Source organism: Labilithrix luteola, from assembly GCF_001263205.1.
Taxonomy (GTDB): Bacteria; Myxococcota_A; Polyangia; order Polyangiales; family Polyangiaceae; genus Labilithrix; species Labilithrix luteola.
In genome coordinates this window covers 3,402,386-3,415,513 of sequence record NZ_CP012333.1, presented here as the reverse complement: position 1 = coordinate 3,415,513, position 13,128 = coordinate 3,402,386, and the positions used below count along the sequence as shown (strand labels likewise).

The following is a 13,128-nucleotide window of genomic DNA, read 5'->3' as shown; positions in this document are numbered from 1 at the left end:
CGTGCGCAATCAGGTGCGGCTCAGAAGCGACCGGCCTGGAAGTCGAGGATGGCGCGCTCGATCTCCTGCGGCGTGTTCATGACGAACGGGCCGTACTGCACGACCGGTTCGCCGAGCGGCTTGCCGGCGACCACGAGGACGCGCGACGGCTTGCTCGCGTCGCCCTTGGTGGCGAGGCGAACGTGCTCACCTTCGTTCAACACGCCGAGCGTTCCGCGGGCGAGCGCACGCTCGGAGCCTGCTTCACCCGCGAGAACGTCGCCGTCGAACGGGTAGACGAACGCGGCGTGCCCCTTGGGGAGCGGGATCTCCGCGTCGGCGCCTGCCGGAATGGTGACGTCGAAGTAGTGCGGATCGGTCTCGCGATCCTTGCCCGCCGGACCGACGTGCTCACCGAGCTTGCCGGCAATGACGCGCACGGTGACGCCTTTCGCGAGGGATGCGGTCGGGATGTCCGCCGGCTGCACGTCCTGGTAGCCAGGGTCGCGCATCTTGTCCTTGGCGGGCAGGTTGATCCAGAGCTGGAAGCCCCAGACGAGTCCCTGCTCCTGCTGAGGCATTTCGGAGTGGACGATGCCTCGTCCGGCGGTCATCCACTGGCCGCCGCCGGCGCCGAGCTCGCCTCGTCCGCCGTGGTTGTCCTCGTGGCGGAAGTTGCCCGCCAGCATGTACGTGAACGTTTCGAACCCGCGGTGCGGGTGATCGGGGAAGCCGGCGAGATAGTCCTGCGGTTCGTCCGACCTGAATTCGTCGAGCATGAGGAACGGGTCGAGGCGCCGCAGCTCCGGCGTGCCGAGCACGCGAGTCAGCTTCACGCCGGCGCCGTCACTGGTCGGCATCCCGCGCACGAGGCGCGCGACCGAGCGGCCCGTGCGGTCCGTGCTCGAGGCCTTCGAGGCGGGGGTGATGTTGGGCTGGGCCATGGTTCTCTCTTTCTTTCTTTCCTTTGCCGAGAGCGAGCTCGAGTGTCGATTCGCTCCGACCCCCCTACAGTAAGTCGCCACGTGCCGAGCCCAATCCCCCGCCAGGCGAACCAGTCGTTCCACGGGTGGAACAATTGCGATGCGCGCTCGTGGCCTCGACGGCGCTAGGCTGGCCGCGCGCGGGGGCACCCAAGCGTCGTCAAATACGCACGAGACCTGCAGAAAAAGAGGACCGATGAGCCAGCTGCCTGACAACGAGCCCGACTGCCAAACCGACGTCGAATGCCCCACGATCGAGCTCGTGGTCCGAGCCCGCCCTCGCGACATCGGCGCCTTTGCCGTTCGCCGAACGCTGCCGTCGATGCAGCGCCGCATGGTCGGCCCCTTCATCTTCTTCGATCACATGGGCCCCGCGGAGCTCGAGCCGGGCAACGGGATGAGCGTTCGCCCGCATCCGCACATCAACCTTGCGACCGTGACCTACCTCTTCGACGGCGAGATCTTCCACCGTGACAGCTTGGGCTCCGCGGTGGCGATTCAGCCGGGCGCCGTGAACTGGATGACGGCCGGTCGAGGCATCACGCACTCCGAGCGCAGCTCCGAGGAGCGCAAGAAGTCGGGCGGGCGCATCCACGGCATTCAGGCCTGGGTCGCGCTCCCGGACGCGCACGAGGAGACCGAGCCTGCGTTCTTCCACCATGAGGCGTCGACCATCCCTGGCGTGCCGCATGAGGGCGGAACCGTGCGCGTGATCGCGGGCAAGGCGTACGGAGTGACCTCACCGGTCGAGGTGCTCTCACCGATGTTCTACGTCGATGCGAAGCTCGAGGCGGGCGCCAAGATCGCGCTACCGACCGAGTATCCGGAGCGCGCCGCGTACGTCGTCGAGGGGCGCGTGAAGTGCGGCCCCGAGGAGCTCGAAGAAGGCTCGATGGCCGTCTTCAAGGAAGGCATGCAGCCGGTTCTCGAGGCGCTCGAGCCAAGCCGCGTCATGCTCCTTGGCGGCGAGCCGGTCGGCGCGCGCCACATCTACTGGAACTTCGTCTCGAGCTCGAAGGACCGCATCGAGTCGGCGAAGAGCGACTGGAAGGAAGGGCGCTTCCCGAAGGTGCCGGGCGACGAGATCGAGTTCGTTCCGCTTCCGGAAGTCTGAACGCCGAGAGGTCGGAGGCTCACGCCCTCAGCGCTGCATGATCTGCACGAGCGCGAGGGCGTGACGAACCTCTTCGGCCGTCAGCCCCGAGCGTGCCGCGATCTCCGCGACGCTGGGCTTGCGGCCGAGCTCCGCTCCGAGCGTGCGTGCCGTGGCGATGACCTGGGCGAGGCGCTTCTCGCCCCCGCCGCCCTCGGGCGCTTGGATGCGACGACCCTTGGCCTCGAGGGCGTGCAGGATGGAGTCGACGTCATCTTGACTGACCGCTCGGGCGCCGACGGCCTCGCCGATCGCATCGAGCGAAACTTCACCGCTCGCCTCGGACGCTTCGAGAAGCGCCGTGACGATCGCTTCGAGCTCTTTCCGCACGATCAGGTTTCGGCGATCGGGAGCGGCCAGAGCTTACGGAAACCGACGGCCACGACAGCTCCGTCTTCACGTGCGACGAGAGCGCCGTAACGGCACTTCTCGATCAGCTTTCCGCTCACGAGCGAGCCGTGGTCGTCCGGGTAACGGATCGACTGCCCCTCGTACATCATGCGGAACACACGGGCGTCGGTGGCGATCGAGTCGAGCTCGGTCGGCATCGAGCCGTCGTAGGGACCGACGTCTTCGGCGCGAACGCGCTTCAGACGTACGCCGTCTTGGAGAAGCACGTGGATCGCCTCGATGCCGGCGAAGAGAACGACGCCCACGTGGGTGTCGCCGCTCTTCGTGGTGACGGTGACGATCTGTCCGGGCAGCATGCCGTCGGGAGCCGGCTCGCGTACGTCGGATGCTCGCCCGCCGAGCCGCTTGCGTGCGGTTTCGAGCGTCGGCTTTACGTCCTTCCTCGAAGGCGCGCCTGACTTCGAGGCGCCCTCGGTGGTGGTGTCGGAACGGTCGAAAACGGAACGGACGACAGGGAGGTTGAGCTTCTTGCCCACGTCCCGATCCTACCGCCCTGAGCGATGGAGGGCGAGAAACGAGGGCACTGTTTTTTCGGTGAATGCTCGAGGTCAGAGTGACGGCGAAGTAACGAACCGCGTCATTCACAGGGCGAGCGTGGGTCGCCTCGCACCCTGTCTTTGCGCCTCAGTGCCCCTCGCCCCCTCGCGCGTCGCTCTCTCGAGTTCCATGTGCTTGCACGCGTTGGCTTCGTGGCGCGCGCACCTCGCCGCCGGATACCGCTTATGCACCCGCAGGAGATCCGCAGGCAGAGCCGTGCGGCGCGCCGGCTTGTCCGATTGGAGCGCGACGTCCGCTACGTCTTGACGTCGTGAAGGATCGAACTCTCGCGGTAACGCGCGGGGCTCGTTCCCGATGCTCGAGTGAACGCTCGCGCGAAGGCCGATGCGTTGGCGTATCCGACGCGTGCGGCGATCTCTTTCACGCCAGCGTTCGTCGTGACGAGGAGCTCGCGGGCGCGTGCGAGTCGGAGCGCGCGAATGTGCGTACCGAGCGGCATGCCCAACAAGGACGACGCTCGCTCGACGAAGACCGTGCGTGAGAGACCCGCGCGCTTGGCCAACGCCGAGAGCTCCCAGGGTTGCTCGGGAGCGGCGCGCACATCGGCCAGCACCGAGGCGATCGATGCATCACGCAAGAGATCCTGACGCGACTCGATGCGCTCGATCGCCTGCGTGAAGAGCACGTGCGCGAGAGACGTGGCGATGGCTTCCCGTGAGCTTTCGGGTAGCGCACGAGCATGGCGCAGAAGGTCGAGCGTTTCGCGGAGCCAGCCGGCGACGGCGAGTTTCTCCGACGGAAGGGAAACGACGGCCGGAAGCAAATCGAGCCAGGGCGCCTCCGCTCCGTGGTGGAGGCTCGCGACGATCATGTACCCATCGACGTCACCGTCGGTCTCGTAGGCGTCGTCATCGGTGCGCTGCATGCCGGGGCAGGCGCCGAACCCGTGCACGCGCGTCGTGGGTTGGTCGCGAATCACGTGCGCGTCGGAACGGGGGAGAAAGGCGATGTCGCCGCGCGAGAGCGAGATCTGCTCGCCGCCCACGTCGAGGGCAGCCGTTCCGTCGAGCTGGACGTAGACCCGCGCTTCGTGAGGGCCGCGTCCAAGCCGCTTGCCCCAGCGGTTGCCGAGGGCGAGATGTGTCGCGTCGACCTTGCGGACCGAAACGCTGCGGACGAGCTCACGCACGGCGGTCATGCTCTCAACCTACTGCGGCGACCACTTGCATGGACCGTGAATTTCGGGGCCCACGATGGGCGAGGGCCCCGAAATCCACGGTCCTTTGCACAAGTCTGTCGCGATCTCCGTTTGACTCTTCAATCAGCGCAACCGAGTTGCGGTGTAGGGCACCGGACGTGCGGATCGGTCACCGGACGCCCCGCACGACGCGCCGTGCGTAGGGTACCGAGCATGACCGATTCAACGACTCGAGCCTCGCTCGAGCTGCTCGAACGACACCTCGCTCTCGTCCTCGAGGATCCGGAGGCCTGGTACGCGCTCTTCGACGAAAACGTCGTGGTCGAGTTTCCTTTTGCGGTGGGAACCTCGGTTCCACCACGCCTCGTCGGAAAGCAGGCCATGCGCGAGTACTTCGGCCGCGCGGGCAAGCTCTTTGGTCCGTTCACCTTCTCGGACGTTCGCGTCCACGCTTCGCTCGATCCGGGGGTCGTCATCGCCGAGGTCCATGGCAGCTCGATCGCGCGCCCGACGGGGAAAGCCTACGAGCAGGACTACGTGATGGTCTTGACGGCCGAGGACGGAAAGATCGTTCGCTACCGCGAGTACTGGAACCCCGTCGTGGCCCACGAAGCGTTTGCACTCGAGCAGGAGGGCGGCCGATGAGACGCGTTCTCGTCCTGGGCGGAACGGGCCAAACGGGCAGTCGCGTTGCCACCATTCTCCGCAACGAGGGGATCACCTCGCGCATCGCTGGCGCGCAGGCCAGGGCCGAAACCGATACGGATGCCGTTCGTTTCGTGTGGAACGATCGCTCGACGCACGAGCCCGCCGTCCGTGACGTCCAGGCGGTCTACCTTCTCGCCCCGCCGCTCGATCCGAAGCCGGCCGAGACGATGGTGCCTTTCATCGACCTCGCCATGAGGGCTGGCGTGCGGCGCTTCGTGATGCTGAGCTCGTCCGCCGTCGACGTCACGGATCCGGGCCTCGGCGAGGTTCATCGGTACTTGCGTGACCACACGCCCGAGTGGGCCGTCCTTCGGCCTTCGTGGTTCATGCAGAACTTGGTCGACCCGCGACACTTCCTCGCCAAGAGCCTCGCCGCGGGCGTGCCGCTCGTGACGGCGACGGGGACGAGCAAGGTTCGTTTCGTCGACGCCGACGACATCGCTCGCGTCGGAGCACGCGCGCTCGTGGACGAACGTTCGCACGACAAGGCGCACGTCATCACTGGACCGGCCGCGTTTTCCTACGACGAGGTTGCTGCCATCCTCACCGAGGTGACGGGCATCCCGAGAACGCATGTCGCGGTGTCGACTGCCGAGCTGGTCGAGCGCCACGTCGAAGCGGGGATCCCTCGTGCGTTCGCCGAGCTGCTCGCCGGTCTCGACGAACGCATTCGAGGCGGAGCGGAGGCCGAACCAACGAGCACAGTGCTCGAAGTGACCGGCACGCCGGCTCGCGATTTCCGCTCGTTCGTCGAACGGAATCGCGAGGCTCTCGGCGTGCGGCCGTGACCAGAACGCTCTACCGACCGATGCGCTCGAGCGTCAGTGCAGGCTTGGCGATCTCGCGCGAACGTGCCAGGTCGATCGTGACCTCGAAGAACCAGTCGTTGTCTTCTTCGGGGTCGAGAAGGACCTGACGCACGCGCCAACTGGTCTCGCCCTCTTCGACGTCCATGTGCTTCGGGCTGCGCGCTTCGGGATCGATACGAATCAGCGCGTGTTCGGCGAAGTACGGCGCGAGATCCGCCTCGATGCGCGTGGCTTCGCGAACCTCGGCACCGGTGGCCATCTGCGGGGCGTTGGGATCGGAGGGCACGACCGTGCGTGCGGCCTCGGCCCAGTCACGACGGGCGAGGGCTCGCACGAGGCGGAAGATCTCGTTGCGCACGAGCACCATGAAGCCGCGACGATCGCGCGTGACGTCCTTCGAGCCTTCGGGTTCGAGCTCTTCGCCGGCGCGCGGTGCTTCGATGCGCTCGGCCGGATTCTTGAGGCGCTCCCATTCGTCGATGAGGCTCGCGTCGACCTGGCGCACGATGGCGCCGAAATACGTGGTGACGTCTTCGATGGCGTCGGTCTTGGCCCACTTGGGCACGGTCTGCACGAGCGCCTTGTAGACGTCGGTGAGGTAGCGAAGCAGGAGCCCTTCGACGCGCTCGAGTCCGTACTCCTTCACGTACTCGGAGAAGGACATGAACTGCTCGTACATCTCGCGCGCGATCGACTTCGGACGGATGTTCTCGGCCTTCACCCACGGATGCAGCGCGGCGAAGGCGTTGAACGTGCCGTAGATGAACTCGGCCTGCGGCTTGGGGTATTCGAGCTTCTCGAGCTCCGCCATGCGCTCTTCGTATTCGACGCCGGCGGCCTTCAACTCGGCGACCTTCTCGCCCTTCAGCTTGTCGAGCTGACGCTGGAGGATGATGTCCGGGTTCTCGAGGATCGACTCGACGACCGTGAGCAGATCGAGTTCGTAGGCCGGGTCGGAAGGCACGAGGCGCTTCAGCGTGTCGATCAGGTAGAGCGACAGCGCGTGATGGATGGAGAAGTCTTCGCCGAGGTCGGCGTTGACGACGACGCGGCGTCGCCCGTCGTAGTCGTGTTCGATGTGGAGGATGTCGGCATCGCGGAGCGACTTGAACATCTCGAGCGCGGTTCGCCCGAGGATGCGCTGCTGCGCGGTTCGCTCGTGCGACGACTTGATGAGGTGCGCGAGCGCCATGCACCCGCCGTTCTCTTCGCGCGCGACGACGCTGACGACCATGCCGTGCGAGACGGAGAAGCGCGACACGAGCGGCTCGGCCTGAGAGCCGATGAGGCGCTCGAAGGTGTTCTTGTCCCAGTGGACGTAGCCCCACTCCGGCGGCTTCTTCTTGACGATCTTCCGCTTCTTCGCGGGATCGCTTCCGGCTTTGGCCTCCATGCGGAGGTTCTCGACGACGTGCTCGGGCGCTTGCGCGACCACGCTGCCCTGATCGTCGAAGCCCTTTCGACCGGCGCGCCCGCTGATCTGCTGGAAGTCGCGGACGCTGAGGATCGAGGTCTTCTCGCCGTCGAACTTGCAGAGCTTCGTGAAGACGACGGTGCGGATGGGAACGTTGACGCCGACGCCGAGCGTGTCGGTGCCGCTGATGATCTTGAGCAGGCCCTTCTGCGCGAGCTTCTCGACGATGAGGCGGTACTTGGGGAGCAAGCCCGCGTGGTGCACGCCGACGCCGTGGCGGATGAAGCGCTGGATCTCGCGGCCGTAGGGGCTGTCGAAGCGCGCGCCCTTGAGGGCTTCGGCGATCGCCTTCTTCTCGTCTTTCGAGCAGAAGTCGACGCTCATCATGTTCTGCGCCTCTTCGGCGGCCGAACGTTGCGTGAAGTTGACGACGTAGGCCGGGTGCTTGCCCTTGGAGACGAGCTCCTGCACCGTCTCGTGCAGCGGCGTCTCGCGGTACTCGAAGTCGAGCGGCACGGGGCGGTGCGTCGAGCGGACGACGGCCGTGCGTCGACCCGTGAGCTGGTTGAGGTGCTTCTCGAACGGCGTGGGATCGCCGAACGTGGCACTCATGAGGAGGAACTGTGTCTGGGGCAGCGTGAGGAGGGGCAGCTGCCAGGCGACGCCGCGCTCGCGGTCCGAGTAGTAGTGGAACTCGTCGAGGACGGCGACGTCGACGTCGGCATTCGGGCCGCCCTCGAGGGCGAGGTTCGCGAGGATCTCGGCCGTCGCGCAGATGATGGGCGCGTCGCGGTTGACCGTCGCATCGCCGGTCATGAGGCCGACGTTGTCGGCGCCGAACGTCTTCACCAGCGCGAAGAACTTCTCGTTGGCGAGCGCCTTGATGGGCGACGTGTAGAAGGAGCGCTTCCCGCGGACGAGCGCGTCGAAGTGCGCCGCCTCGGCGACGAGGGACTTCCCCGAGCCGGTGGGCGTGTTGAGGATGACGTTGTTTCCCTCGAAGAGTTCGAGGATCGCCTCTTCCTGCGCAGGGTAGAGCTCGAGCTCACGCGCGGTGACGTACGCCAGGAATGCGTTGAGGATCTCGTCGCTCGACGCATCCTGCGGAGGCAATTCTTTGAGCCAAGCTTCGGCCATTGGACGGCGCAGGATAGTCCGAACGCGCACACGCTGGCGAGGGCTGGAGGCTTCAGTGGGGAAAGGTCGATCCAGACGCGCCGTCCACCGCCCCTTCAGGCGCGAAACTACGGCCGTGGTTCGCTCGGATTGAGACGCCAATTAGTTCGGCGTTGTCGTGCAAATCCAACAGGGGTGCGTTTCGGGCGACGTGATGCAACTCGCGGCACTTCGCTTGCTTCACCCGGGGCCTATGCCCAGTCCGAAGATCGCGCTCGCTCTTGGAGTTCTCCTCTCGGCCCTCGCCAGTGCCGACGCATCGCGCGCAGCCGCGCAGGAGGACGGCGGGTTCGATCGAAGTGCAGCATCGAGCGCGCTTTCGTCGGTCGACCTCGCGAAGTGCAAGAACCCGAAGGCCGCGCGCGGTGAAGGTCATGTTCTCGTGCGGTTCGCGCCGAGCGGCTCGGCCTCGGAGGCGGTGGTCGACAAAGGGCCGATGGTCGGAACGCCGGTCGCCAAGTGCATCGCGGGTCAGTACAAGAAGGCGAAGGTGCCGGCCTTCAAGGGCCAGCCGGTGCAGGTGGGCAAGACGTTCCACTTCGACTGAGCGAAGCTTCGGAGATGTAGAGTCGCGTGGCGGATCGAGAGGGGCGGGGACGGCGGCGATTGGCGGCGGCATCCTCCGTTGCGCTGATGGTGTTCGGTTGGTTGCATGATGCACGTGCCGAAGAGCCGACGCTCGACACCGCGGACGGTCTCGATGCGTGCCGGGACTTCGAAGCGAAGAACGCGCGCGAGCTCGCCGACTGGCAGAAGCAGCAGCCTTCCGTTCCCTATCAGTATCCGCCGCCCGACGTGGTTCTCGGCGCCCCCTGGGGACCTTTCCTGAAGGGGCTCGGCTCGACGGGGGAGCTTCTCGTCGCGTCGGTCGTTCCCCACTTCGGAGCGCAATTTCGCGGCGACACGCCCGCAGCGACGATCTCCTGGCCGTGGTCGCTCCCCATCGGTCCGGCGCTCACGTGCTCGCGCAGGCAGGGCTCGTTCACGGTGCAGAAGCACCGCCCGAACCGCCTCCTCTTCGAACCCGGCATCGTCTCGAGCAACCGAGGCACGGGCCTCTTCGTTCGTCTGGGCTATCGCTTCCTCTATCACCCGAGCGATTGGGTCGTCGGGGTCGGCGGCGGTCTCGGGAGCACGGCTGAGATCACCGGCAACCGCGAACCGTTCCGCCTCTCGCTCGGCCCCGAAGCTGTTCTGCAGTTCGGTCACTGCTGCGACAGCGGGTATTTCACGCTGACCGCGCGCTACGACCACTTCTTCGCCGGCGAAGTCCGCGACACGGTCGGCGGCAACCTCGGCTTCGTCTACTTCTGACCGAGCTTCGGTGCAAAGATGGTGGCGTGCGCCGCGTCGCCCTCGTCAGCGTGTTCGCTTGTGCTTGTGGCGCGATCGCCGTCGATCCTCCGTCCGAGCAGGCGCCAGACCGAGCAGACGCCGCCGTCGATTCGGGGATCGGCCAAGCGCCGGCGCCCGAGCCTCGACCCGACTGCCGCCCCGCGCCCGATGCGGTCGAATCCGCTCTTCCGGTCGCGATACCGCCCGGCGTGACGGCGGACTTCGCCGTCGAAGGCTGGCGACCGGTCGTCGCGGTGACTCCAAACGGCGATGCCGTGGTCGCCTGGCATAACGCAGATCATGTTCGGGTCCGGCTGTATCGCGACTCGCATTGGCTCGATGTGGAGACGATCACGTCGCCGGACAGCCAGTTCGCACATGGGGACCAGACACCGAGGGTTGCCATGCGGCCGGACGGCACCGTCGTCGCCGCCTATTACGAGCGGGCAACCACCTCTCACGACGTCGTCTGTACGCGAGAGCGAAGCTCGAACGGCACTTGGTCGCCGGTCTCGACGCTCGCGGTCACCGGTATCGGTTGGTGGCAGGAGCCATCGCCGCCGGCCTTCGAGCTCGCTGCGGATGGGGCCGGCAACGTCACCGCTCTCGTCGATGCCGATCGGGAGAATGGTGGCCTTCTCGCGTTTCGAGCGCCCGCGGGAGGCGGCTTCGGCGACCCCTCTTTTCTCACGGCGGAAGCGCTAGGCAACTTCACGTTCGCGGTGGACGCGAGCGGAAAGGCTCTTGCGGTCTGGAGTGAGGGCGCTGCTGGCTCCGGATTGGTGAAGGCGGCCGCGTTCTCGCCAGCCACAGGATGGGGCGCCACCGACTCGTTGGGCCTCGGAGACGTCGGGCTGAGCGTCGGGCTGAGCGCCACCCCCGACCGCGACGGCTCCATGAGTGTGCTTGGCGGTCGGTTGTTCGAGGACGGGGGAACTCGCGTCCAAACGACCACGCGCGAGCGCGACGGTGGTTGGAATGCGCCGACCGAACTCGCTGATTTCCCGCCGTTTGGACGGATCGCGAGCGACGGCGCCGGCCGTGCGATGGTGGCAGGGAGCAATTGGTCCTCCGAATGCACGTTCAAGAGCGGAGTCGTGCGTCGAGACGCGAGCGGCAAATGGGGAGGCGCCGAGTCCATCCCGGGCGCGGCGCCGGACAGGACGGTCATCCGCGACATCGCGCTTTCCCAGAGTGGTCACGGATTGGTGGAGTGGGAGCTGCGAAAGCCCTCGAGCGGCGTTGGCTGCCTCAGCGACGGAGCCTACCTGTCCTGGCTTTCACCGGAAGGCGCGTGGTTGCCGGCGATGCTCCTGGACTCGCAGGAGGGCGAAAGCGAGGCCACCTTCGCGCTCACACCATCGGGAAGAGCACTGGTTGCCTGGTCGCACGGCGATCTCGTTCTCGTGCGTTGGATCGACCCGCCCTGATCGCGGGTTTTCCAGCAACCTCGGCTTCGTCTATTTCTGATTCATGGCACACGTCCCCGAAATCGAAGCGTCCGTTCGCTATCTCGAATCCGACGAGGCGCTCGCGAGTCTCGCCAAGGATCCCTATTGGCCAAAGTGGGATTCGCCGTGGTGGCACATGCTGCTCCTCCACGAGATGGGCGAGACGAAGCGTATTCCGAAGCGCGGCGTCCACGCGCTCATGGAGTCACTCGACCGACTACCGCTGAAGATCTTTCCTATTCACGACGGCGAGCTTCCCGAGGGCGTGCCTCCCTATCGCGTGCCTTGTCATTGTCAGCTCGGCACGGTTTATCAGGTGCTCTCGACATGGGGCGTCGACGTGGATCGCGAGCTGCCGTGGATTCGTCCGTGGCTGCTTCGCTATCAAATGCCCGACGGTGGCCTGAGCTGCGACGACACCGCGTATCGCGTGGAGGACGAGGTCCCGAGCTCGATGGTCGGAACCATCGGCGCGTTCGAAGCGATCCTGCTCTGCACGAATAGGCCGTGGACGGCGGTGGAGCGAGCGTTCCTCGATCACGCCGCGGAATTCCTGATCGGCCGAAAGCTCGTCGAAGGCTCGTCGACCCGCCACAACGCCGAAGAGCGCACGAGTGCCCTCGAGTGGGGCCAGCTTTGCTTCCCGCGCTTCTACTTCTACGACGTCCTGCGCGGCCTCTCCGCCCTCACGAAGTGGGCCCAGATGACGAAGCAGCCGATTCCACACGTCGCGCATGACGTAGCCGAGTCGCTGCGCACTCGGTTTCCCGACGGCCAACTCCGCATCGGGCGTCAGCCTTGGCTGGGCAAACCGACGTGGAGCCCCGCCGCAAGTGGCACGTGGCATCGCGAGCCATCGTCGGTCTCACCGCTTCTCGCGCGCGTCAGCGTGGTCGGCGAAGTCTCGCCCTACCTGACGCGTCAGTGGTCAGACGCGCAAGGTCTCCTCGGTATCTGACCGTCCCGCGGCTATCCTCTCGACATGTCGAGCGAGGAGGTGGACTGGCAGCGGCTCGTGTACGAGGCCATGTGTGCCACGGAGGAAGGAGGCCTTTCCGAGCAGGACGGGAAGGCTCTGGAGGCCCGCGTCCTCGCGGATGCGAACGACGTGGATGCGCGAGTCCGTCTCGTCGGGTTCTATCTCGGTGGTCTCTCGCCTGAGCGTCATCGCCGACGTGCGGAGCACGTTGCGTGGCTCGCGGAGCATCGGCCCGACATCGGACTTAGCGGGTTTGGTTACATCGAGGAGGAGCAGACACCCGAAGGTCACGAAGCGATCCGACGAGCGTGGGTCGCGGTCGCGGCGCAACCTGACGCCAAGGTGCACATCCTCGAGAACGCCGCGACGTTCCTCGGCGTCAACCATCCGGCGGAGGCCGAAGCACTCTTCCGACGTGCGTTGGCGATGGACCCGGAGAACGGCAGCTGGCGAAAGCGTATCGCCCATACTCTGACGAACCGCGCCACGCGGGCGAAGTGGACAGGAGACTCGAGCGAGCGACGACGCTATGCGCGCGCGGCGATCGAGGAGCTCGAGGTCGCACTCGATCTTTCCCAGGAAGACTGGTGTGCCCTCGGTATCCGCATCGACCTGACGCGGGCAGCCGTCTTGGCCGAGGATTGGGTGCGTGTTCGCGAGACGGCCGAGCGCGTGCTCGTCGACAACGAGACGTGCTGGCGCACGTACCTCTACGGTAACGCCATCCACTGGGCGAACATCGCACTCGGCTTCGCCGCGCTGGCCGATGATCAGCTCACCGCCGCATCTTCGTATCTCGTGCGTGCAGGCAAGACGCCCGGATCGCCGCAGCTCAACTCCTTTGGCCCCGACCGCGAGCTCGCGCGCGCACTACTCGCGCGTGGGGAACGGACGGCCGTTTCCACGTATCTCGAAGATTGCGCGCGATTCTGGGCGGGCGAAGAAGCGCATCTGACAGGATGGCGGACGGCGATCGAGCGCGGTGAACCTACGAAGCTCGAACTGCCCGAGGAGTCCGACGATGCGTGAGGCTC

The 13,128-nt window shown here is 66.2% G+C and carries 13 protein-coding genes; 8 read left to right on the top strand and 5 right to left on the bottom strand.

Annotation, left to right across the window (positions count from 1 at the left end; translation table 11 throughout):
- Positions 1-20: 20 nt before the first annotated feature.
- Positions 21-923, bottom strand: coding sequence for a pirin family protein (locus tag AKJ09_RS15340; RefSeq protein WP_146647945.1), 903 nt, complete (start codon positions 921-923; stop codon positions 21-23).
- 235 nt (positions 924-1,158) lie between these two features.
- Between AKJ09_RS15340 and AKJ09_RS15335 the strand changes: the two genes are divergently transcribed.
- On the top strand, positions 1,159-2,076 hold the full coding sequence (locus AKJ09_RS15335; protein ID WP_146647944.1) for a pirin family protein: 918 nt from the start codon (positions 1,159-1,161) through the stop codon (positions 2,074-2,076).
- 27 nt (positions 2,077-2,103) lie between these two features.
- Here AKJ09_RS15335 and AKJ09_RS15330 read toward each other — a convergent pair whose 3' ends face one another.
- From AKJ09_RS15330 to AKJ09_RS15320, 3 genes are all read right to left on the bottom strand, one after another.
- Positions 2,104-2,445 (bottom strand): sigma-70 domain-containing protein, encoded by a 342-nt coding sequence (locus AKJ09_RS15330; RefSeq protein WP_169927555.1) that lies wholly within the window; start codon positions 2,443-2,445, stop codon positions 2,104-2,106.
- A 2-nt stretch (positions 2,446-2,447) separates the two neighbouring features.
- A complete protein-coding gene (locus AKJ09_RS15325) occupies positions 2,448-3,002 on the bottom strand; it encodes a hypothetical protein (RefSeq protein WP_146647942.1) in 555 nt (184 codons plus the stop codon).
- Between the two features lie 317 nt (positions 3,003-3,319).
- Complete coding sequence (locus AKJ09_RS15320; RefSeq protein WP_146647941.1) at positions 3,320-4,222, bottom strand: AraC family transcriptional regulator; 903 nt, start codon at positions 4,220-4,222, stop codon at positions 3,320-3,322.
- 213 nt (positions 4,223-4,435) lie between these two features.
- On the opposite strand from AKJ09_RS15320, the gene AKJ09_RS15315 reads away from it, so the two are divergent.
- On the top strand, positions 4,436-4,867 hold the full coding sequence (locus tag AKJ09_RS15315) for a nuclear transport factor 2 family protein (protein ID WP_146647940.1): 432 nt from the start codon (positions 4,436-4,438) through the stop codon (positions 4,865-4,867).
- Positions 4,864-5,718, top strand: a complete 855-nt coding sequence (locus AKJ09_RS15310; RefSeq protein ID WP_146647939.1) for an NmrA family NAD(P)-binding protein — start codon at positions 4,864-4,866, stop codon at positions 5,716-5,718. Before AKJ09_RS15315 ends, AKJ09_RS15310 begins: the two co-directional genes overlap by 4 nt.
- 10 nt (positions 5,719-5,728) lie before the next feature.
- On the opposite strand, the gene AKJ09_RS15305 is transcribed toward AKJ09_RS15310, so the two are convergent.
- On the bottom strand, positions 5,729-8,290 hold the full coding sequence (locus AKJ09_RS15305) for a DEAD/DEAH box helicase (protein ID WP_146647938.1): 2,562 nt from the start codon (positions 8,288-8,290) through the stop codon (positions 5,729-5,731).
- Between the two features lie 232 nt (positions 8,291-8,522).
- Here AKJ09_RS15305 and AKJ09_RS15300 point away from each other — a divergent pair, with 232 nt between their 5' ends.
- The 5 genes from AKJ09_RS15300 to AKJ09_RS15280 all read left to right on the top strand — a co-directional run bounded on the left by AKJ09_RS15300 (position 8,523) and on the right by AKJ09_RS15280 (position 13,123).
- Positions 8,523-8,876: a hypothetical protein gene (locus tag AKJ09_RS15300; protein WP_146647937.1), complete on the top strand. Its 354-nt coding sequence runs from the start codon at positions 8,523-8,525 to the stop codon at positions 8,874-8,876.
- Positions 8,877-8,962: 86 nt separating this feature from the next.
- Entirely contained in the window at positions 8,963-9,643 is a 681-nt protein-coding gene (locus AKJ09_RS15295) for a hypothetical protein (RefSeq protein ID WP_146647936.1), read from the top strand.
- A 26-nt stretch (positions 9,644-9,669) separates the two neighbouring features.
- Positions 9,670-11,094 carry a hypothetical protein gene (locus AKJ09_RS15290; RefSeq protein ID WP_146647935.1) on the top strand — a complete coding sequence of 475 codons (1,425 nt, stop codon included), beginning with the start codon at positions 9,670-9,672 and terminating at the stop codon, positions 11,092-11,094.
- 43 nt (positions 11,095-11,137) lie between these two features.
- Complete coding sequence (locus tag AKJ09_RS15285; protein WP_146647934.1) at positions 11,138-12,073, top strand: hypothetical protein; 936 nt, start codon at positions 11,138-11,140, stop codon at positions 12,071-12,073.
- A 24-nt stretch (positions 12,074-12,097) separates the two neighbouring features.
- Positions 12,098-13,123: a tetratricopeptide repeat protein gene (locus AKJ09_RS15280; RefSeq protein ID WP_146647933.1), complete on the top strand. Its 1,026-nt coding sequence runs from the start codon at positions 12,098-12,100 to the stop codon at positions 13,121-13,123.
- Positions 13,124-13,128: the final 5 nt, after the last annotated feature.